Here is a 21,322-nt window from a genome sequence, read left to right on the forward strand (position 1 = left end):
AGCCCATGCGGCTCGCGCTTATTCTTGTACTGGGCGCCCTTCTGCTGTTTGGCCCCGGCACTGCGGTCAGCCAGGGGCCACCGCCGACCATCGCCATCATCATTGATGACCTTGGCCTCAACCGGCAGGCCGGCCAGCGCCTGATGGCGATGGACCAGCCCCTGACGCTGGCCTTCCTGCCCCACCGCCCCTATAGCCGCAAGCAAGCCAGGGCGGCTGCGGCCAGCGGCAAAGAGGTCATCCTGCACGTCCCTATGGCCAACAAGGCCCGCATTGGGCTGGGTCCGGGCGGGTTGGCTGCTGACATGTCCCGTCAGGAAACCCAGCGCACCCTGCGTCGTGCCCTGGCCTCGGTGCCGGCCGCCACAGGTATCAACAACCATATGGGCAGCCTGCTCACCCAGATTCAGAGGCCCATGAACTGGGTCATGGAAGAGCTGGCGGGACGGAACCTGCTGTTTATCGACAGCCGCACCACAGCGGCCACCGTCGCGAAAGCCACAGCGCTATCCAAGAACGTGCCCGCCATGAGCCGGGACGTTTTCCTGGACAACAACCGTGACGAGGCCAGCATCCACCGCCAGTTCCGCCAGCTTCTGAAGGAGGCACGGGAAAAGGGTACGGCCATCGGCATTGGCCACCCTTACGAGGAAACTCTGGATTATCTGGAGAAGATGCTTCCGAAGCTGGATCGTTACGGCTACGCCGTGGCCACGGTCAGCACGGTATGGTCCATGCGCCACAACAACCAAGCGCCTTTCCCGGACCTGCCAGACGTCCAGCTGGTCCGAACAAAAGACTGAGCCTCCAGCCCCGAAACCAGGGCTCAGCGCATCACAATGTTGTGGTCCCGCATGTAGTCCTTCGCTTCAGCGATGGTGTATTCGCCAAAGTGGAAGATGGAGGCGGCCAGAACGGCGTCGGCGCCACCTTCCAGCACACCATCCACGAGGTGCTGCAGATTGCCAACGCCGCCGGAGGCGATCACCGGCACGGGTACGGCATAACTGATGGCCCGCGTCAGGCCCAGGTCAAAGCCGCTTTTGGTGCCATCCCGATCCATGCTGGTCAGCAGGATTTCACCGGCCCCGTAATCGGCCATGCGCTGGGCCCATGCCACCGCATCCAGGCCGGTGGCGTTGCGCCCGCCGTGGGTAAAGATCTCATAGCGTGGAGGCTCATCGTCGCCGCTCACACGCTTGGCATCCACGGCAACGACGATGCACTGGGAACCAAAACGCTCGGCCGCCTCGCGCACGAACTCCGGGTTGTGCACGGCCGCCGTATTGATGCTGACCTTGTCCGCCCCGGCATTGAGCAGGTTGCGGATATGCCCCACATGGCGCACGCCGCCACCCACGGTCAGCGGGATGAACACTTCGCCGGCCATGCGCTCAACCGTCTCGTAGGTCGTATCCCGGCTCTCATGGCTGGCAGTGATGTCGAGGAAGGTGATCTCGTCGGCGCCAGCTTCATTGTAGCGCCGGGCAATCTCCACCGGGTCACCCGCATCACGGATGTCCACGAAGTTGACGCCCTTGACCACGCGGCCCTTATCCACGTCCAGGCATGGGATGATTCGCCGCGCCAGGGTCATGACGACGCCACCGAGTCGCAATAGCGCTGGGCCTCGGCCAGGTCCAGCGTGCCCTCGTAGATGGCGCGACCGGTGATGGCACCGCTGATGCCGGAATCCGCCACTCCCGCCAGAGCGCGCACGTCCGCCATGCTGGAGACGCCACCGGAGGCGATAACGGGAATGGAAGTGGACTCCGCCAGGCGGCGGGTTGCATCCACGTTCACGCCTTCCATCATGCCGTCGCGGGCGATATCGGTGTAGACGATGGCATCCACCCCATCGTTGGCGAACCGCTGGGCCAGCGTCGTGGCTGCCACGCTCGAGGTCTCGGCCCAGCCTTCAGTGGCCACCATGCCGTCGCGCGCATCCAGACCCACGATGATACGCCCCGGGTGGGCATGGCACATGGCCGTCACGAAATCCGGCTCGCGCACAGCCTGGGTTCCGATGATAACCCACTGAACGCCCGCATCGAGATAGGCTTCCACTACCTCCCGAGAGCGGATTCCCCCACCAATCTGGATCGGCAGCCCCGGGTAGTGGCGGGCAATGGCATTGATGATGTCGCCGTTGACCGGTTTCCCCTCAAAGGCACCGTTGAGGTCCACCAGATGCAGACGGCGAGCACCGGCTTCCACCCAGCGCCCGGCCACTTCCACCGGATCCCGGGAGAACACCGTGGAATCTTCCATACGGCCCTGGCGCAGGCGTACACATTCACCGTCCTTGAGGTCAATCGCGGGTATGATCAGCATCAGAGAGAACCGTCCCAATCAATGAAGTTGCGAAGAAGCTGGAGCCCGGCATCGTGGCTCTTCTCGGGGTGGAACTGCACCGCGAACAGATTGGGTGCGGCCACCGCAGCGGCCAGGTCGACGCCGTAATGGCAACGACCGGCGAGGTTGGCGTTACCCTCGGCCTCCACGTAATAGCTGTGCACGAAGTAGAACCGGGTGCCATCATCAATATGGCGCCACAGTGCCGGTGCTGCTGTCTGGAACACCTGGTTCCAGCCCATGTGCGGCACCTTCAGGCGCTGGCCATCCTCGTGGAGGTCATAACCAAAGAAACGGACGCTGGCGGGGAGCACCCCGATTCCCTCAGTGCCCTCATTCTCTTCACTGACCGCCATCAATGCCTGCATGCCCACGCAGATGCCGAGCAGGGGCTTGTCCGCCACCACGTCGCGCACCCAGTCATCGACCCCCAGCCGGCGGATCTCGGCCATGCAGTCACGCATGGCACCTACCCCCGGCAGGATCACGCGGTCGGCTGCCCGCACCCGTTCATACTGGTCCGTGATGGAGACCCGCACCTCCGGCGCTACCCGTTCAATCGCCTTGGCGACCGAGTGCAGATTCCCCATGCCGTAGTCAATGATGGCAACGTTCTGCATCTCAGAGCGCCCCCTTGGTTGAGGGCATGGCCCCGGCGGCGCGCTCGTCCACGGCCACCGCCATGCGCAGGGCCCGGCCAAACGCCTTGAAGACCGTCTCAATCTGGTGGTGGCTGTTGCTGCCGCGCAGATTATCGATGTGGAGGGTCATCATGGCGTGGTTCACACAACCACGGAAGAACTCCTCGAACAGGTCCACATCGAAGTTGCCCACCCGCGAGCGCGTGAACGGCACCTCCATGGTCAGCCCCGGCCGGCCAGACAGATCCAGAACCACCCGCGACAGGGCCTCGTCCAGTGGCACATAGGCGTGACCATAGCGGCTGATGCCCTTCTTGTCGCCCACCGCCTGTGCCAGTGCCTGGCCCAGGGTTATGCCGATGTCCTCCACGGTGTGGTGATCATCAATCTCGAGATCGCCACTGGCCTGGACGCTGAGATCCACCAGGCCATGGCGGGCGACCTGCTCCATCATGTGCTCAAGAAAAGGCACCCCAGTGTCGAAATCCGACTGCCCGGTTCCGTCGAGGTTCAGGTTTACCGAGATCCGGGTCTCAAGGGTATCGCGCTCAACACGCGCTGTCCGATCGGCCATGTCGTTCGTCCGCTGGCGTCCAAAACATCGATTATAGCCCGAAACCGCCCCGCCTTTCAGCGTCTCAGGCCGAGTGGAAAGCACTCTTGAGATTGTCGATGTAGGTATCGACCATGCCGTTGAACTCATGCTTGACCACGGGCGAGATGGCCATCTTCATCATCTTCGGCAACGGCAGGGTCAGTTCGCCCTCGGTCTGGAAGGCCAGCGCGGTCTGGCCGCCGCCAGCATCCCGCAGATCCCAGCGCCCACCGACCAACCCGTTGCCCTCGCCCCGCACCGGGCTCCACTCGATGACCCCACGCTCACGGTCCATTTCATAACGGCAGGCATAGACCGTCTGGATGCTGTACTTGTCCACGCCCACTTTCTCCATCTCCCAACGGTAGGTGTTATCCCCCAGGTCCTTGAGCTCCTGGACCTTGGGGAAATAGGACACCGAGCGCGGCACATCGGCCAGCAGCTCAAACACCTCGTCGTACTCCCCATCCAGCGTGAACTCCCGCTGGATCTCAATGGCGATTGTTATGGACATGATTGCATTCCTGTTGTTGGGACCCAGAGCTGTTCAATGTGCGCGCACCTTCTCCAATTCCATGATGTTGGTCAATCCCCCGGCATGAGTTATCTTGCCCTATCAAAGCCACTGTCAGGGAACGCAGAATGAAAGCCCTCCGAATAACACTCATCGCCATTGTCGCACTGCTCATCGTGCTTGTCGTTGCTGTAGGCGCAGCCCTGATGATCATTGACCCCAACGACTATAAAGGCAGAATCGAGCAGGCTGCCGCCAGCAATACCAACCTTGAGCTCGCGCTCAACGGTGAGATCGAGTGGTCCCTGTTGCCGCTGGGGCTTTCGGTAACGGATGTTAAGGCGTCACTGGACAATGAACCTTTCGTGGCACTGGACGAACTGGTGGCCAGCGTTGATCTGTGGTCATTGCTGCGGATGGCTCCCGCGGTGAATACCTTTCAACTGGACGGCTTCCAGGCGCAACTGAGGGTGGATGAAGACGGAACCGGTAACTGGACCCGGATCATGCCGGAGGGAACACCGCCGGCAAGCGGCCCGGGCGACATGGATTCCGGACAGACTGAGACCCCCGCCTCCACGGGCGCGGGAGCGGGCCAGCCCTCGACAGCGGAGGCCGGTGGCGAAGTGATCGCCTTCAACGTCCAGCAGGTTCGGATCACCAATGCTCGGGTCAGCTTTGAGGATCGCCAATCCGGCCAATCCTTCCAGCTCAGCAATGCGCGCCTTGAAGCCTCCGACATCGCCCTGGGCAAGGCCTTCCCAATGGAACTGGGTTTCAGCGCTTCCCTTGATGAGCCCGAGCTGGCTGTGGACGGTTCCCTGGCCATGCAGCTCAGGGCGGGGCAGCAGCTGGAGCAGTTTGTTCTGGACAGCCTGGATGGCGAGTTCAACCTGGCGGGCGCCCCCTTCAACGGGCAAACCGTGAGTGCGGCACTGAGTGGCTCAGCAAGCGCGGACCTCAACAAGGAGACCGCCTCTGTCAGCGATCTTGCAGCCACTCTGGAAAACGCGGCGATCACGGCCAACCTTCGTGTCCAGGGGTTCAGTGGCACCCCCAGCATCAACGGCGACGTATCACTTGCTGAGTTCTCACCACGAGCCCTGCTCCAACGCCTGGGTCAACCAGCCATCACAACACGTGATGACGACGTGCTCACGAAGGCCGGATTCGACACGACCCTTGCCACCCAGGATGGCATGCTCCGTCTTCAGGATACCCGGATCCAACTGGATGAAACCGAGTTCAACGGTGAAATCGGCTACGGGCTGGATGACGGTGCCCTCCTTGTGGACCTTCAGGGCAACCGCCTCAACCTGGACCGCTATCTGCCCCCCGAACCCCAGGAACCGGCCAGCGATGGGCCCCCTCAAGACACGGGCGAGCAGGCCGCCCCCAATGAGGGTGAGCTGCTGCCCCTGGAAGCATTGCGCAAGCTCAGCCTGGACATCCAGGTTGGGCTTGGCGAATTGGTGGCCAGCAAGCTGACTCTTACCGACCTGGCCGCCCAAGTCACCGGCGACCAGGGGCAGCTGTCACTGGATGAACTCAGCGCCAATCTCTATGGTGGGCGCTTCAACATGACAGGCGCACTGGATGCCCGCGGCGACACCCCTGAATGGCGGTTTGACAAGGAGCTCTCCGGCGTCAACTCACAACCATTGCTGATGGACCTGGCATCGATGGATCTGCTCTCAGGCGCCGTCAATGTCAGCGCCAGCGGAAGCTCCCAGGGCAACAGCACGCAGGCCCTTCTGGAAAACTCCGATGGCAAGGCCAGCTTCCGGATCGAGGAAGGGGCCATCGAGAACATCAACATGACGCGCATGGCTTGCAAAGGCATCAGCCGCGTCCACGGTGAGTCACTGAGCACGGACGACTGGGGCGAGAGCACGCCGTTCAATGACATGAGCGGTCATTTCAGCATCAACAGCGGCGTTCTCAGGAATGAAAACCTGACGGCTGACCTGGCCGGGCTGCGGCTGGAGGGCGACGGCATGGTGGACCTGATCCAATCCATGCTGGACTACCGTGTCGGACTGCACGTGGTGGGAGAGGTTCACCGTGATCAGGCCTGTCGTGTGAACGAGCGCGTCCAGAAAGTGGTCATTCCCGTACGGTGCCAGGGCGGTCTTGGGGATGATCCGGCCGACTTCTGTGGTTTCGACGGCGAGCGCTTCGGTGATGTGCTCGAATCCATGGCCCAGGAAGCCATTGAACGGAAAAAGGACGAAGCCGAAGAGAAGGCCCGCGAACGTGTGGAGGAGGAAATCAAGGAACGCGTGGACAAGAAAACCCGGGACCGGATCCGGAACCTGTTTGAATGAGCATGACGGACTGGTTCGCGACACAACTGCTGCAGTGGTACGAGCAGAACGGGCGCAAGGACCTGCCCTGGCACCGGGACAGGTCTGCCTACAGGGTCTGGGTCTCGGAGATCATGCTCCAGCAGACCCAGGTCACGACCGTTATTCCCTACTTCGAACGCTTCATGGAACGCTTCCCAACCGTCCATGACCTGGCCTCCGCCAGCACGGACGACGTGCTGAGCTATTGGTCCGGCCTCGGCTATTACGCCCGGGCGCGCAACCTCCATAAGGCTGCCATCACGGTCGAGGAAGAATACGGGGGCACCTTCCCGGAGACGCAGGAGCAACTCCAGGCGCTTCCCGGCATTGGCCGCTCCACCGCGGCGGCCATCGTCGCCCAGGCCCATGGCCGCCGGGCCGCCATCCTGGATGGCAACGCCAAGCGCGTACTCGCCCGTTACCACGCGGTGGAAGGCTGGCCTGGCCGCACGGCCGTTGCCAATGAGCTGTGGGCGCACGCCGAGGCGCACACCCCGGATGAGCGGATCCAGGCCTACACCCAGGCCATCATGGACCTGGGGGCCATGGTCTGCACGCGACGCCGGCCGGGCTGTGCCGCCTGCCCGGTGCGCAAGGGCTGCCTGGCCTACGCCCGCAATAACCCGGAAGCCTACCCGGGCAGCAAACCCAAAAAGGACAAACCGGAAAAAAGTGTCTGGATGCTGCTGATCGAGGATGGCGAGGGACGGATCCTGCTGGAACAGCGCCCGCCCAGCGGCATCTGGGGCGGCCTTATGAGCCTTCCGGAAGCAGACCCGGCGCTCCAGCAAGAAGAACTCCCAGACCACTGCGAACACTCGCTTGGCCTGGAAACCTCCGCCCCCCTGGCGCTGGAGCCGTTCCGCCACACCTTCAGCCATTACCATCTCTGGATCCGGCCAGCACGGCTTACGGCCACCAACACCCGGCGTCTCGCGGATAGCGGCAGGCATCAGTGGCTCCAGCGCCGGGATGCCCTGGATGCTGGTCTGCCTGCCCCCATTCGCCAGCTGCTCAGCTAGGTACTGTCGCCAGGAGCCACCAATACGGTCCCCAAGAGGGACCACGGCTCTACTGGATTCCCTCAAGCGCCTCCATCACCGCTTCGCATAGGGTTTCCATGGATCGCCCGTCACAGGTGACCGTTATATCCGCGTAGCGGTGATACAGCTCCAGCCGCTCCTCAAACAGATCCTCAATTGTCTGGTCAGGCCTCTTGGAAATCCCCCTCAGGCTGTAATCCCCGATCCGTTCCCGGACCGTCTCCAGGGACACATCAAGAAAGACCACGACACTGCTGGTCTTGAGGTGAGCCATGCCCGCTTCGCTGTAAACCACGCTGCCGCCGGTGGCAATCACGTGATTGGATACCGCCAGCGACAGCAGCACCTGCTCCTCCACCTCACGCAGCGCCTCGTAGCCTTTGTCGTCCACGATTGCCTGCAGCGTTGAGCCCGCACGACTCTGGATCAGCAGGTCCGTATCCACGAAATCCCGGCCACTGGCCTTGGCCAGCAGTACACCAACCGTGCTCTTACCCGAGCCCGGCATACCAATCAACGCAATATTGCTTCTGCGTTCATCCATCAAGCCGACACCTGCCCTCTTTGATCTATGCCCCAATGATACGCCAAATCGCCATAACACGGGCACCAGGCAGTCCATAGCCCTGCATCCCCCGTATCTAACGGTATGAGTCACAAACCGCTTCCCGAAAAAGTCTGCCCCGTCTGCCAACGCCCCTTCAAATGGCGGCGCAAGTGGGCAGGCTGCTGGGATCAGGTGGTCTATTGCAGTGAGCGGTGCCGGCGTCACCGAGGTGGGCAGAAACAGGTGACATGAATCCGGAATGCGCTAGCGCTACTTTGGACGTGACATCATTTTTCAAGGCTGTCGGCGAATTCACCAAGGGGAACTGCTAACTTTTTAGTTACTCATGCATGTCCTTTTAGCATTATTTCGCTTGCTCCCATTTTAAGCGTAACAGCGTTGCCACACTGATGGTCAACGTCATCAAGGCGATGAATCAAATACGGGATCCATCGCGCAAATCGATACCCAGGCCCAAACCTTTGGAAAATGCCAGACAGCCGCCGCCGGGAATTGCGATCGTGTCGGTCCAGTGCCCTGAAAACCTTCCCTCCAACTGGTTTTGGTTCGAATCCATTGCTCAGTTGAAAGCGGCATCCAAACACGATGTTGTCGTTCTGGACCTCCCCCAGGACCAGAGGGCGAACGCTCTTTTTGATCTGCGCCGAACCCCGGAATACCAGTTTGCTCTGATTTTTTTCCCTTCAGATGCATCGGACCCTGACATCGCGCTCAGTGACGGCCCCCTTCCCGAAGTTGACGAACTGGTAGCCCGCTGGCATTCACTGGAAGAACGGATGCAGTTGCTGCACAGCAACCAGATCCCCTCCCGTTTTCAGGAGCGGGTGCTGGCTTGGCTGTGGAGTCGACCGGACTCGGCGCTGGAGCCCGTGCGCGATACGCACCTGGCGCAGTTCTATCATTACCCGCTGATCCGGGCCATGGCAGACGATGACTCGATCGATGACGGTCTGTGGCTGCAACTGATGGTCGACCAGGGATGGCTGGAGCCACAGCAGCTGTATGACCGCATACGGCTATGCACCCACTGCGATTCCGCCCGCCTGAACTACGTGGACGTGTGCCCGGACTGCAATGCCCTTGAGATTAGCCGCCAGCCCGCGCTGCACTGTTTCACGTGCGGTCACGTAGCCCCTCAGGAACACTTCCTCAAGGAAGGGGTGATGATCTGCCCCAACTGCCTGACGCGCCTGCGCCACATTGGAAGTGACTACGACCGGCCGCTGGAAAACTACCGTTGTCGTGCCTGTGAGAGCTTTTTCGTGGACGCTGAGGTGGAAGCACGATGCCTTGATTGCAACAGCCGCCATAGTCCGGATGCCCTCCGGATCCGCGAATTCCGTCACTACAAGCTCACCGAAAGCGGTCGCTTGCGTTGCCGTCTCGGGTTCTCGGAGACACTGGGCCAGGAACAGTTCGGGCGTCTCAACCTGGTTGGCGAGCAGTCCTTTCGTAACCTCCTGGATTGGCAGATCCAGCAAAGCCGTCGCTATGGGGCCGCGGCCCAAGGTGCATTGCTACTCATGCACTTTGTAAACCTCAATGAAGTCCTCAGTCAGAATACAGGGCTTGCCATGCTGGACAACCTCGTTGAACGGATTCAGGAATCCATCCGTGACACAGACCGCTCCACACGCACACGGGAGGAATTCCTATGGCTTCTGCTGCCCCAGACCGATCACAACGGCATGCAGCAGCTGTGGCAGCGACTCAGTAAACTGCACCAGCTTTTCCCCGACCAGGAGGGCGTGAAACTCGATGTGCGTTTCGCCGGGTTCGCCCTCCCGGACGACCTGCTCAGTGGCGAGGATGGCGCCCTGGTCATGGCGCGTCTTACGGGTGAGATCCATTAATGGCCGAAACGCTGCAACAGCATCTGTTCGAGATCCTGGGCAGCTTGGGCAGTGTGCACGGGGTAACCCAGCTGTTTCTCTGGCTGTTCCCGTTTTTCCTGCTCCTTGAACTCCCTCTGAACCTGTTAATTGTCACGGGTATGATGCGCTGGTATACGCGACAGCTGGCAATGACCCCCCAAGCCAACCGCTATCAACCACGGGTCTCGTGCATCATCACGTGCTATAGCGAAGGCCGCGGTATTCACAAGACGCTGGAAACGCTGTGTGAGCAGCTCTATCCGGGCCAGATCGAACTGATTCCGGTTGTGGACGGCGCAAGCGCCAATCAAGTCACCATGCAGGCGTTACGTGATTTCCGGATTGATGCAAACCTCTACCCCAGGCGTTATCTGCGCCCCATCGCCAAGTGGCAACGCGGCGGTCGCGTTTCCTCCCTGAACGCCGGCTTACAACAGGCCACCGGCGACATTCTCTTGGCCCTGGATGGTGATACCTCTTTCGACAACACCATGGTTGACGCGATGGTCCGCCACTTCGAGGATCCCGACGTACCGGCTGTGTCTGGCAGCCTCCGTGTTCGCAACACCTGGGCTTCCTTCGTCACCCTGATCCAGGCATTGGAGTATTTTCTGTCGATTCAAAGCTCCAAGGTAGGGCTTGGTGAATGGAATACCGTCAATAATATTTCCGGTGCCTTTGGCGCGTTCCGCACCAGTTTTCTGCGGCGTATTGGCGGCTGGGACACTCACTCTGCCGAAGACCTGGACCTCACCCTCCGGATCAAGAGCTATTTCGGTCGCAAGCCACTGCGAATCCCCTTTGAACCCGCAGCAGTAGGCCACACCGATGTGCCCGAGACGCTGCGCGGCTTCTTCAAGCAGCGGTTGCGCTGGGACGGGGATCTTTTTTTCCTCTATATCCGCAAACACCGCCACAGCATGACGCCCCGCCTACTCGGTTGGCGCAATTTCCTGATGACACTGGCCAGTGGCTTTGTTTTTCAGTTGATGCTGCCTTTCCTGATCGTGGGCTATTGTCTGCTCGGCCTGGTTTTTTTGCCAGTCGAGGCCATCCTGGCACTCGCACTGGTCCTTTACGGTCTTTACTTTTTTGTGGCCATGATTCTTTACCTGGCGGGTCTTGCCATGGTCTCGGAACGCCCGCGAGCCGACCTCAAGCTGGCAATCGTCATGCCCGTGTTTCCGGTATTCATGTTTGCTCTTCGCTGTTGGGGGGTGATCTGCACGCTCAATGAAATCTTCCGGCGCGGCCACGAGGAAACAACCATGGCCCCGTGGTGGGTCCTTAAGCGGGGCAGGAGGTTCTGATGGCATCAGTACCAGCTTGGCGAAGTCCATTATTGAAAGCACTTTTAGCGGCATGGGCGCCAGTCATTGCCGCCCAGCCACTTGATTCCCTGTTGCAACGGATGACGGCAGGTCCTGCGGTTCAGGCCGCCGGTGCGGAGCAACGGCAATTGCGCACGGAACGCCAGCGCCGCGCCAACGAACGCGGCTGGACCCTGTTCGGTGGCCTGGATGGAGGCAGCTACAGGGAGCTGGAACGCAACGCCGATACAGACCAATACACGGGCTACGGTGCGGAACTCGGACTGCGTTACCCATTGCTTGGCACCCTAAGGCGGCGAACCGAGGCTGTTATTGAGGCCGAACTGGCCGTAACCCAGCAGCAGCATACGCAAGCACTGCGCCGGATCCAGCAACGCCTGAGGCTGCGCAACGCCTACATCGACTGGTGGGAAGCGCAACGTATCGCAGCCCTTTGCAGTGAGGTTAACGAACTGGCCAGGCAAGAGCTGGCCACCGTCAGAAAGCGTGCCCAGGCCAAGGGCCTTCGCCAATCCGAAGAGATGCTTCTGCGGCAACGCTGGTCCAGTCAGCGCCGCTCCTGTAACGAATACGCCCAGCGACCCCCCGTATTGCGCAACCGGGTCAGCCGTATCGCCGGAAACCCGATCAACCCAGGGGCACGGGCAGAAGCAGAGCCCCTGCCGGTCTCGCCCAAGCCGATCGCGCATTGGTCCGAACTGATTCGTAAACACCCATTAGTAGCATCACGTCGCAGTGCCCTCAAAAGCAGCAACCGCCTGCGGCCTGATCGCTGGTACCACGCTATCGAAGCGAACTTGGCGCTCTCCCAGCGGCTGGACCAGCGCAACGACATCAATGGCACAGGCAGCGGGCTGGCGGCGAGCCTGAGTTTTGAAGTGCCATTAGCCAGCGTCGCTGGCGGAAACAGCCGCGACACCACCACAACCGCAGACGACGCCGCCCGTTTACGCCTTGCTGAGACGCGGCAGCAGCTCAAAGAGGACCTGGGCAAGGCATTGCGGCGTTATCGTGCCAGCCTTGACGAAGTGCGTTACGAAATAGGCCAGGTTGAACTCACACAACGCATCGCCACCGAACGTGCGGCGCGAGCTGATATCGACACCAGGGCTGGCTTCATGGCACTGCGCAGGGCCCGACTGGAACGGGCTCAAGCGTCTTTCAACCTGATCCGCGCCTGGGCCAACGCCTGGCGTGAGCAGTCCGAACTCCACCTTCTGGGCGATAGGCCCGAGGGCCTTTCTCCACCATTGGGCAACAAGGGTCAACCCTGGCCGGGCTACACAGCGTCCCATTCTGCCACCCCCGTTGATTTACAGCAGGAAGGCAATTCCCCCTCCAATCCATGGAACCAGGCCGTTTACGTTTGGAACAGCCAACCGCTGTTATCTGAAACAACCCGGGAACGCGAATTGGCGGCGTTGCAGCAAGCCGGCATCAACAGGATCTATCTCGGGCTGAGCGCAAACCAGGTTGCCAACCTGGACCGCGTGCGGCCCGCGCTCAAGTCGCTGATACGCGACGCTCGCGACAAGGGCATGACAACCGATCTCCTTCTGGGCGAGCCCAGCTGGATCGAACCCGAGCATCGCCAGGACCTGGTCGCTTTACTGGCCAGGCTCGAAAGCATTCCGTTTGATCGACTGCACCTGGATCTGGAAGTTGAACAGCTGGGATGGCCCGTCCCCCAGCCGCGCTTGAGGCATTGGATGAGAACCGTGGAAGCAGCGCGCAACGCCAGCCCCTGGCCCCTGAATCTGGTCAGTCATCACCGCTGGTTTGCACCACAGCCATCGGGCGAGGTCTGTATCCCGTGCCGGGTTAGCGACATCGGTGTCGATCACGTTTCACTGATGATCTACACCAGCAACGCTGAACGCTCAACCACTCTTGCCAAGCGCATTGCCAGGGCTTGGCCAACGATCCAGTTCAAGCTGGCCCAGAGCCTGGAGCCATCATTGCCGCCCGCCAACAGCTGGCATGGCACCCCACCGCCCAAGCTGGTCGAGATGAATGCGAACTGGGCCAATAAACTGTCGCCCGCCGGCATTCTGGGGCTGGAGTGGCAGGACTGGACCGCCCACCCGCTTTCCGGCGCAAAGGATTGACCCATGAAAGTTCGTTTCTCCAGCCATAAGGAACAGAACCCGACTCACGAGGGTGGCCTGAAAGTCCTCTATGCCCCGGGCAAGCGAGCCGCCTTCCGGGTTCGCTGGTATCTGATCCTTCTGCTTGTCGCGTCACCGTTCCTTTGGTTTGTCGGCAAGCTGTTGATGGGAGTCGTACTGGTGGAGGCACCTGGCCGCATCACCCAACCCAGCATGGCAATACGTGCCCTGGAACCAGGGCGCGTTGCACAGATTCGCGTGGAGACAGATGATCAGGTAGAAGCCGGTGAGGTACTGGTTAACCTGGAGAACCCGGCACTGAGCAACCAGATCGCCCAGCTCTCGAACGACCCATCACCGGGTGTAACCAGCACCCAGCAAAGGCGTCAGCGCGAGGCGCTTGAACGCCAGCTGAACAGGGCCGAAAAACGTGTCCGGAAACTGGCGTCACTGGTTGAGGAGGGCGCCGCGACCCAGGGCGAACTGGAAGCCGCCCAGAATGAGCGCGATAGCCGGCAGGTGGATTTGGCAGCTTTCGAACGCAGTCTTGCGCAGTCGCGGGCTGCCTCCGAATTAACGGAACGCGAGCGGCGGCAGCTGAGCGCTTTGAGACACCGGCAAGCCCAGTTGACGATACAGGCCCCCGAAGCCGGCAGGGTTCGATCCATTGACGTGGTCAAGGGAGAAAATGTCGGCTCCGGTAGTCTCCTGATGCGTCTTGAGCGCCACGGCACCCCCCGTATCCATGTTTTCCTAGACCCTGGAAAGGTGGATCTGGCGTCCATTGGCCAACGCTTGCAGTTGCAGTTTCCCGATGGCAGCTGGTTCAGCGCCAAGGTCACCGCCATGCCGGACAGGATTCAACGGCTACCGCCGGATTTACGCTCTCCCTTTGGCAGCAATGACATGGGTATCGTGGTTCGCGTTAGCACCAACAAACCCATTCCGCAACGGTGGCAGGTGAACAATGTGCCTCTAACGGCCCGTTTTCCCAATGCCCTGGAACGATGGTGGCACCAATGACGGATGGATCCCCGAAGCCCCCAGCCCATCAATCAGCCACTCAAAGGGAATCCAGATCCGACAGGAGATGATCAGCGTGCGCCAGTACTGCCGTGCGACGCTCCTCGCCCTGCTTGTCCCAATTTCGGTAAATCATGCCCATGCGGGGATTGGACTTGAAATGCTCACGATGGCGATCAATGAAATGCCAGTAGAGGCTGTTAAAGGGGCAGGCGTCCGGGCCCGTGGTGGCGTTCACGTTGTAAGGGCAATGGCGGCAGTGGTCGGACATACGGTTGATGTACTTACCGCTTGCCGCATAGGGCTTTGACCCCAGGATGCCGCCATCGGCATGCATCACCATACCCTGGGTATTGGGCCGCTCCACCCAGTCGAACGCATCCACGTAGACGCCCAGATACCAGTCGCAGATCGCCTCGGGATGAACGCCCGCCAGCAGCGCGAAATTACCCGTGACCATCAACCGCTGGATATGGTGAGCATAGGCGTACTCAAGGGTGTTGCCAATGGCTTTGGCCATGCAACGCATGCGGGTATCGCCGGTCCAGTAGAACGCCGGCAGCGGCGCCGTGTTGCCGAGCCGGTTCTCATCGGCGTAGCCGGGCATCAGCGTCCAATAGAGACCACGGACGAACTCCCGCCAGCCCAGGATCTGACGGACAAAGCCCTCAACGGCATTCAAAGGCGCATGCCCCGAGTCGTATTGCGCTTGCGCCGCCTCGCAGACTTCCCCGGGCAGCAGCAGCCCGATATTGAGATAGGGCGAGAGCAGCGCGTGGAACAGGTTCGGCTCATCATCGGCCATCGCATCCTGGAAATCGCCAAACCAGGGCAGCCTATGCGCCAGGAAGTGCTCGAGCGCTCCCAGCGCCTCCTCCCGCGTTACAGCCCAGCCGAAGGAGTCGGTACGCCCGATATGCCCGCTCAGGTGGATTTCAACCGCCTCCATCACCGCCCTCGTGGTGGCATCCGGCTCAACACGGAACGGCGGCGGCGCGGGTGGTTCGCCTTTCCACTTCTTGCGGTTGGAGGCATCCAGATTCCAGGCACCACCCTCGGGCTGGCCATCGTCATCCATGAGCAGCCCCGTTTCCCGGCGCAGTTCCCGATAGTAGTATTCCATCCGCCACTGCTTGCGGTTGCGGCTCCACTGCTGGAATCGCTCAACGCTGGCAAAGAAGCGGTTATCCGGGCGAATGGTCAGCTCAACAGGAAGCTGCCATTCGCGCATGGCCTGATCCAGGCGCCACTCTCCGCACTGCGTTGCCACCACGCCCTCAGCGCCCGTTGATGCGACCGTGGCACGGACTGCCTCGCCGAGGCTTTGGTGGCCGCCCTCTGGATCAAACGCATGGTAATGAACACACCATCCCGCCTGTTCCAGCTCCATAGCAAAGTGACGCATGGCGCTGAAAATCAGCACCAGCTTCTGACGATGGTGGTTCGTGTAGCCTGCCTCCTCGGCCACTTCCGCCATCAGGATACGATCGCGCTCCGGATCCGCCTCCGACAGGGCCGGAAGGGAAGGGGTGAGCTGATCGCCCAGAACCAGAATGAGGTTGCGGATCGTCTGTTGTGTCATAGGGGACATTACGCTGGGCAAGCTATTTGGGTTTGCCCTCCCCCTTTTTTAACTGGACGTTCAATTAAAATAAATCCATACTCGTCTACCCGAAATCTCGATAATCCCTTATATCAGGGGCTCAGGAGCTGTGCCCACTCCTTCTGAGCAATCATCAGGGTGATGGGTCGCCGCCTGAGGGCGGGCAGGCCCATCCTGTCGATCACCAGAGGAAGGAACCGCAAGATGAACTGGTTCAGGATACTTCGGACAACCGGCGGGATTGCCGTACTGGCAACCGCTCTTGGAACAACGACCGCTTCTGCGACCGTTGAAGTGACGCGTGGCGCCACCGATCTGGAAAACGGCGATGCCACGGCCGCCGAGGACATCCAGCTCCGCAATGATGAGCTGGTGGCCTCCATTGCCGTGGACTCAGCACCACCCTGGGGGGTGGCCCCCGGTGGCATCATTGATGCCGCGCCGATCGTTGATGGCGACCCCCTGCGCGACAAGGTCTCACTGATCGACTTCATCCCCAACAACTGGTCCAGCTGGCCGACCAGCTACCAGCGTTTTGAGGTGCTCGAAGACGGGCCGGACGAAGCGGCCATCCGCGTGACCCGGGATTGGGAAGAGGTCACCCTGACCACGACCTACCGCCTGGAGAGTGGGTCTGACCGGATTCACGTCGTGACGACAATGGACAATACCAGTGACAAGGCCTACGAGAGCATCCTCTCGGGCTACGTCATGTGGCCCGACGGCGGTAACCTCTTTGGCCCGGCGGGGATGCACGGCACGGCAGAAGGCGAGACGACCGATGCCTTCGCCGACTGGTCCGCGGCGTATGACGAGAACTGGGGGTTTGTCCTGCACGCCCCGTACATGGACCGGATCGACTACAGCGCCCGGGACCTGTACCTCAAGCACGATCTGGCACCGGGCGAGAGCCGTTCGTTTGAAGGCTGGGTTCAGGTGCTGGATGACGGCAGCCTGGCGCCGGCTGTGGACGCCGAAGTCGCACGCAAGGGCCTGGAGGCCGGCACCGTCTCGGGCGAGGTGGCAACCGAGGCGGGTGCGACCGTGGAACGTCCGGTCGTGGTTGTTGAGAAGAACGGCGAGCCATACACCTGGGCGCTGGGCCGCCATGGCGAGTACCAGCTGAACCTGCCGAAGGGGGATTATGACCTCTATGCCACGGCACGCGGCTACGCCGACAGTGACCGCCATTCCATCTCCATTGGCAGCGATCCGGAGGAAGTGGATTTCAGTGACCTGAAAGCCCCGGGGCAGGTAGCGTTTACGATCACTGACGACGCCAGCGGTGAGCCGCTGGATGCCAAGATTCAGATTGCCGAGGGCCAGACGCCGCTGGTCGGTTTCCTGGGACGCAAGACCTTCTTCAGTGAGCTGGATGAACCTGGCAGGCGCACGGTGTCCATCGCGCCGGGCGAGTATGTCTTTGAGGTGGCCCATGGCACGCCGTTCCTCTCGAACAGCGATAAGGTATCCGTGACGGTTTCCAGCGGGGAGACGGTCACCAAGTCTGTCTCGGTCAAGCGGACAACCAGCCCGAACAACCGGGACTGGTTCGCCGCTGACATGCACCACCATTCCGACGTCCTGGATGGCTTTACCGGACCGGAATACGTCGTACGCTCCCAGTTGGCGGCGGGGTTGGACCTGACGCTGCTGTCCGATCACGACACCATGGCGAACCTGGAGGAGATGGCCGCCCTGTCCGAACAGCGCAATGTTCCGTTCATCCCGTCCATCGAGATTTCCCCGTCCTGGGGCCATTTCAATGCCTACCCGGTTGAGATCGGTGCGGACTACGCGATCGATTCCGGCAAGGCGCCGGTCCAGTCCATCATCGAGCAGCGTGACGCCCTCGGGGCGGAGGCGATCCAGGTGAACCACCCCTACATCAAGTATGGGTACTACACCAACATCGAGAACGAGACGACGACGGGGGGCTACTATCCGCGCTATGACCTGATGGAGGTCAATGCCGATGGTGAGTATGAGAAGACGCTGCGCAAGGCCTGGAACCACTGGAGCCGGGGCGAGCGGATCTATCTCAGTGCCGGTTCTGACGTGCATGACGTCTGGCAGTATGCCTCGGGTGAGGTGCGCGCCTACGCCCACGTGCCGGGAACACTGGATGCCGATACGTTCGTTACCGCACTGAAGGGTGGCCACGCGTTCGTCACCTTTGGGCCGATGGTGTATCCGGATCACACATTCGGGGACGACCTGAAGGTAGCCAAAGGCGAGACCGCAACACTCGGCTTCGACCTGGAAGCGGCCAATGGCCTCAAGGCGATCCGACTCGTGAGTGATGGTGGGACAGTTGTTGATACGAAGGCGTTCGACGGTGCCGTCGAAGGGCGCGCTGAGTTCCAGGTCACGGCAAAAGAAGACACATTCTATGCCGTGATTGTCGAGGATCAGGGCGGTAAAAAGGCCTATTCCAATCCCATCTGGCTGGACGCCATGACCCACGTCCCGGCACCGGAAGCGGCTGACGCGGACGGTTGACCGGCCTGCCCCGTCCGGCCGACGAACGAGCCGGATGGGGCGCTGTTACCCGTGATCATCAACCGCTTAATGGGGTGAGCATAGGCGTGCTCAATGAACACACCAACCCCGACAGGGCCGGCTCGCCCCTACTGGAGCGCAAAGGTTACCCGCACCTGGGCCCGGGCATTCACATCGCCCACCTTGAACCGGTCCGCTTGCCCTGAGCTTGCACTGACGTCCGCTTCCATCATGGGGCGTGGCCCAGGCTGCGATGCATCCTGATGCTTGATCGTCACGGCCTGCCCCAGCGCCTGACCGGCACTGTCCGCCAGCGTCTCAGCACGGCGTCGTGCCTGCTGATAGGCCTTGGCCAGGGCTTGGTGTTCGGCACTATCTCCCTCCTCCAGTCGGAAGTTCGTGACCCTGAGCCGCTGAGGGTTGCGCTGTGAAAGCCGTGCCGTCCATTCGCCCATTGCCGCTACGGGCAGCCCTACCAGCTTCACGCTACGGCTTGCCTGGTAGCCCGTGAGACTGCGCTCACCCTCCTTCCAGTCGTATTGCGGCTTAATGCTCAGCGAGCGGGCCTGGAGCTCGCTCCCTTCCGGCAATGCCCCATCAAGGTCTTTGATCAGGGGATTCACCTTCGCCCGAAGGCGCTCACTGGCCTCAGACGGCCCGTCAGCGGTCACCTCAAAGCCCAGGCTCAGATCCACCCGTTCCGCGGGCCGGCTCACCTCACCGGTACCGCTCACCTCAACCCGGTTTTTGCCCGTTTCCACACTGCCACTGCAACCAGCCAGCACCACCAGTGCCGCTCCCGCGATAATAGAGCAAGCTCTCATGCCATCTTCTCCCTGTCTATTGCTGCCAAGCCCATACCATAGCAGCCATCCCCCTCAACTAGTCGCCAGGGTCCAAACCGAGATGCTCGCGCACTGCCACTTCTTTGCTCGGTTTAAGCCCCGCAGCTTTCCCCTCCTCCAGTGCGATCCCGGCTGGAACGCCCATGCGGTGACGATAGAGCGCCCACATGGCGCCTACCCGGTTGCTGCTGGCACAATGGATCAATATCGGGTAATGGCTGGTGGTCGAGGCGATCTCTGCAAACGATTGCACCTGCCCTGCTGTAGGCGTCGCACTCGATACGCTGATGCCGAAGAAATTCAAGCCGGCTTGCTGGGCCGCCCTGCGTTCCGCCGCCAGCCCTTCTGCCGGGGTCAGGAGACTGACCACGGTCGTGAATCCCATTGCCTTGAGTTCACTCATGGCCCCCTCACCCAGATGCCCCCCACTGCCAATATAAGGGGCGGGGCGGTTGTAATTGGTGACAATGGTCGTCATCTCATCACCATAGGGCGCCATGGGGGTATTACCGGCAATGTCAAAGGGAAGACCTCGCTGGGCTTCCCGGTCGCTTACAGCCCCGGTTTTATCCGGTTCCGGCTCACCAGCCCCCTCAAAATGGGCGCAGCCGGCCATGCCAAGGGGCCCCACCATCAAAACACTGGCCACCAGGAGGACTGTTCTGATCGCAGCATTCCAACTCATTGTTCCGCTCCCTTCACTCATTGCTACGTCAGGCTGAATGTTCAAAACCGTTATCCGAGCCAATGCGGGTGGCGCACACAAGCCGTATCAAAAACAGCGCAAACAACCCGCGATCAAGCTCTCTGCATCGGTTATAGTATCAAAAGGCACATTAATAGCTTACCTATTTAGAACAAACTAATATAAAGTTTTTCCAAAAACAAATGACAAAAGAAAACATGCTGACCAACACCACCCAGAATAACGACACGACCCCACTGACGCCGGAGGAAATGGCCGAGCACGCGGAGGAGGCCAGCCAGGTCCTCAAGTCCATCGCCAACCCGAACCGGTTGATGATCCTTTGCTCACTGATTGAGAGCGAAAAAACCGTGGGCCTGATCAATCGCGAGGTACCGCTCAGCCAGTCCGCCCTGTCACAGCACCTGGCACGGCTCCGGGCGGAGAACCTGGTTGTATCGCGTAAAGAGGGCCAGGCAGTGCACTACCGGATCAGGGACCCCAGGATTGTCCAACTGATGACCCGCCTGTATGAGCTCTACTGCGCCCCAGAAGCGCCTGCCTGACTCTTCCACCCGGCAATGCGTGCTTGATATAGGACCCTCCAAACATTAGATTATACTAATATGAAGTAACATTAAGCCGCCGAGGGGAGCTACCGATGATCCGTAAACCACGATGCCTGCTCATGATGCCGCTGCTTGCCATGGCCCTGCCCGGCGCAGCCAGCGAGCCGCCGTCCGAGGTTGAGCAACGCAAGAGCGGCGCCCGGGAAGTCACCAAACAGCTTGCCCAGGCGTTGTCCTCGGAGCTGCAGACCGCCATGAAGGAAGGCGGCCCGGAGGCGGCTATCAAGGTGTGCCGGGACCGGGCCCCGCAGATCAGCTCACGCCTTTCCCGGGAAACAGGCTGGCAGATCACCCGCGTGGGAACACGGGTCCGGAACCCACTGCTCGGCACACCGGACGCCTACGAGGCACAGGTTCTGTCTCAGTTCCAGCAGCGCATGGAAGCTGGGGACGCCAAGCAGCCTTTGGAACACACCGGCATCCAGCACGCCGCGGACAGCCGTTATTTCCGCTATATGAAGGCCATCAAGGTGAAACCTCAGTGCCTCGGGTGCCATGGCCCCGTTGAGGACCAGCCCGAAGCCATACGGGCCGCGCTCAAGGAGCAGTATCCTGCGGACCAGGCGGTGGGCTATAACGCGGGCGAGCTGCGCGGGGCATTCTCCGTGCTCCAGGACATGACAGCGCCTTATGAGGCGCCCTGACCCCTGGTTCCTGC

General features: G+C 61.0%; 20 protein-coding genes. 11 read left to right on the forward strand and 9 right to left on the reverse strand.

Going from position 1 to position 21,322, the window contains the following annotated elements; genetic code table 11:
* Positions 1-5 precede the first annotated feature (5 nt).
* Entirely contained in the window at positions 6-803 is a 798-nt protein-coding gene (locus tag AC1RQI_RS10105) for a divergent polysaccharide deacetylase family protein (protein WP_481904666.1), read from the forward strand.
* 23 nt (positions 804-826) lie between these two features.
* Here AC1RQI_RS10105 and hisF read toward each other — a convergent pair whose 3' ends face one another.
* The 5 genes from hisF to AC1RQI_RS10130 all read right to left on the reverse strand — a co-directional run bounded on the left by hisF (position 827) and on the right by AC1RQI_RS10130 (position 4,105).
* Positions 827-1,597 carry an imidazole glycerol phosphate synthase subunit HisF gene (gene hisF, locus AC1RQI_RS10110; protein ID WP_481904667.1) on the reverse strand — a complete coding sequence of 257 codons (771 nt, stop codon included), beginning with the start codon at positions 1,595-1,597 and terminating at the stop codon, positions 827-829.
* Entirely contained in the window at positions 1,594-2,334 is a 741-nt protein-coding gene (hisA, locus tag AC1RQI_RS10115) for a 1-(5-phosphoribosyl)-5-[(5-phosphoribosylamino)methylideneamino]imidazole-4-carboxamide isomerase (protein WP_416633474.1), read from the reverse strand. The genes hisF and hisA overlap by 4 nt, the downstream gene beginning before the upstream one ends.
* Positions 2,334-2,975 carry an imidazole glycerol phosphate synthase subunit HisH gene (gene hisH / locus AC1RQI_RS10120; RefSeq protein ID WP_481904668.1) on the reverse strand — a complete coding sequence of 214 codons (642 nt, stop codon included), beginning with the start codon at positions 2,973-2,975 and terminating at the stop codon, positions 2,334-2,336. Before hisH ends, hisA begins: the two co-directional genes overlap by 1 nt.
* A 1-nt stretch (position 2,976) precedes the next feature.
* The gene (gene hisB, locus AC1RQI_RS10125) at positions 2,977-3,570 is read right to left on the reverse strand and encodes an imidazoleglycerol-phosphate dehydratase HisB (RefSeq protein WP_481904669.1); all 594 of its coding nucleotides are present in this window, start codon (positions 3,568-3,570) and stop codon (positions 2,977-2,979) included.
* 64 nt (positions 3,571-3,634) lie between these two features.
* Positions 3,635-4,105, reverse strand: coding sequence for an SRPBCC family protein (locus tag AC1RQI_RS10130; protein ID WP_481904670.1), 471 nt, complete (start codon positions 4,103-4,105; stop codon positions 3,635-3,637).
* 128 nt (positions 4,106-4,233) lie between these two features.
* Between AC1RQI_RS10130 and AC1RQI_RS10135 the strand changes: the two genes are divergently transcribed.
* Both AC1RQI_RS10135 and mutY read left to right on the forward strand, forming a co-directional pair.
* Entirely contained in the window at positions 4,234-6,432 is a 2,199-nt protein-coding gene (locus AC1RQI_RS10135; protein WP_481904671.1) for an AsmA family protein, read from the forward strand.
* Positions 6,429-7,475: an A/G-specific adenine glycosylase gene (gene mutY, locus AC1RQI_RS10140; protein ID WP_481904672.1), complete on the forward strand. Its 1,047-nt coding sequence runs from the start codon at positions 6,429-6,431 to the stop codon at positions 7,473-7,475. Before AC1RQI_RS10135 ends, mutY begins: the two co-directional genes overlap by 4 nt.
* Positions 7,476-7,524: 49 nt before the next feature.
* On the opposite strand, the gene AC1RQI_RS10145 is transcribed toward mutY, so the two are convergent.
* Positions 7,525-8,040, reverse strand: a complete 516-nt coding sequence (locus AC1RQI_RS10145) for a shikimate kinase (RefSeq protein WP_481904673.1) — start codon at positions 8,038-8,040, stop codon at positions 7,525-7,527.
* A gap of 105 nt (positions 8,041-8,145) precedes the next feature.
* Here AC1RQI_RS10145 and AC1RQI_RS10150 point away from each other — a divergent pair, with 105 nt between their 5' ends.
* From AC1RQI_RS10150 to AC1RQI_RS10170, 5 genes are all read left to right on the forward strand, one after another.
* Complete coding sequence (locus AC1RQI_RS10150; RefSeq protein WP_481904674.1) at positions 8,146-8,295, forward strand: DUF2256 domain-containing protein; 150 nt, start codon at positions 8,146-8,148, stop codon at positions 8,293-8,295.
* Positions 8,296-8,564: 269 nt separating this feature from the next.
* Positions 8,565-9,917, forward strand: coding sequence for a TackOD1 domain-containing metal-binding protein (locus AC1RQI_RS10155; RefSeq protein WP_481904675.1), 1,353 nt, complete (start codon positions 8,565-8,567; stop codon positions 9,915-9,917).
* Complete coding sequence (locus AC1RQI_RS10160) at positions 9,917-11,248, forward strand: glycosyltransferase family 2 protein (RefSeq protein ID WP_481904676.1); 1,332 nt, start codon at positions 9,917-9,919, stop codon at positions 11,246-11,248. The genes AC1RQI_RS10155 and AC1RQI_RS10160 overlap by 1 nt, the downstream gene beginning before the upstream one ends.
* 101 nt (positions 11,249-11,349) lie before the next feature.
* The gene (locus AC1RQI_RS10165; RefSeq protein WP_481904677.1) at positions 11,350-13,377 is read left to right on the forward strand and encodes a TolC family protein; all 2,028 of its coding nucleotides are present in this window, start codon (positions 11,350-11,352) and stop codon (positions 13,375-13,377) included.
* A 3-nt stretch (positions 13,378-13,380) separates the two neighbouring features.
* Complete coding sequence (locus tag AC1RQI_RS10170) at positions 13,381-14,400, forward strand: HlyD family secretion protein (RefSeq protein WP_481904678.1); 1,020 nt, start codon at positions 13,381-13,383, stop codon at positions 14,398-14,400.
* 40 nt (positions 14,401-14,440) lie between these two features.
* Here the strand turns inward: AC1RQI_RS10170 and AC1RQI_RS10175 are convergent, their stop codons facing one another.
* Entirely contained in the window at positions 14,441-15,982 is a 1,542-nt protein-coding gene (locus tag AC1RQI_RS10175) for a cryptochrome/photolyase family protein (RefSeq protein WP_481904679.1), read from the reverse strand.
* A gap of 225 nt (positions 15,983-16,207) precedes the next feature.
* Between AC1RQI_RS10175 and AC1RQI_RS10180 the strand changes: the two genes are divergently transcribed.
* Positions 16,208-18,505: a CehA/McbA family metallohydrolase gene (locus AC1RQI_RS10180; RefSeq protein ID WP_481904680.1), complete on the forward strand. Its 2,298-nt coding sequence runs from the start codon at positions 16,208-16,210 to the stop codon at positions 18,503-18,505.
* A 128-nt stretch (positions 18,506-18,633) separates the two neighbouring features.
* Here AC1RQI_RS10180 and AC1RQI_RS10185 read toward each other — a convergent pair whose 3' ends face one another.
* Together AC1RQI_RS10185 and AC1RQI_RS10190 are read right to left on the reverse strand one after the other, a co-directional pair.
* Positions 18,634-19,329: an SIMPL domain-containing protein gene (locus tag AC1RQI_RS10185; protein ID WP_481904681.1), complete on the reverse strand. Its 696-nt coding sequence runs from the start codon at positions 19,327-19,329 to the stop codon at positions 18,634-18,636.
* Between the two features lie 58 nt (positions 19,330-19,387).
* Positions 19,388-20,035: a protein tyrosine phosphatase family protein gene (locus AC1RQI_RS10190; RefSeq protein WP_481904682.1), complete on the reverse strand. Its 648-nt coding sequence runs from the start codon at positions 20,033-20,035 to the stop codon at positions 19,388-19,390.
* A 218-nt stretch (positions 20,036-20,253) separates the two neighbouring features.
* Between AC1RQI_RS10190 and AC1RQI_RS10195 the strand changes: the two genes are divergently transcribed.
* Both AC1RQI_RS10195 and AC1RQI_RS10200 read left to right on the forward strand, forming a co-directional pair.
* Positions 20,254-20,601 (forward strand): ArsR/SmtB family transcription factor, encoded by a 348-nt coding sequence (locus AC1RQI_RS10195; RefSeq protein WP_481904683.1) that lies wholly within the window; start codon positions 20,254-20,256, stop codon positions 20,599-20,601.
* A gap of 95 nt (positions 20,602-20,696) precedes the next feature.
* Entirely contained in the window at positions 20,697-21,308 is a 612-nt protein-coding gene (locus tag AC1RQI_RS10200) for a Tll0287-like domain-containing protein (protein WP_481904684.1), read from the forward strand.
* Positions 21,309-21,322 lie beyond the last annotated feature (14 nt).

It is taken from the genome of Salicola sp. AFF1, from assembly GCF_056783195.1.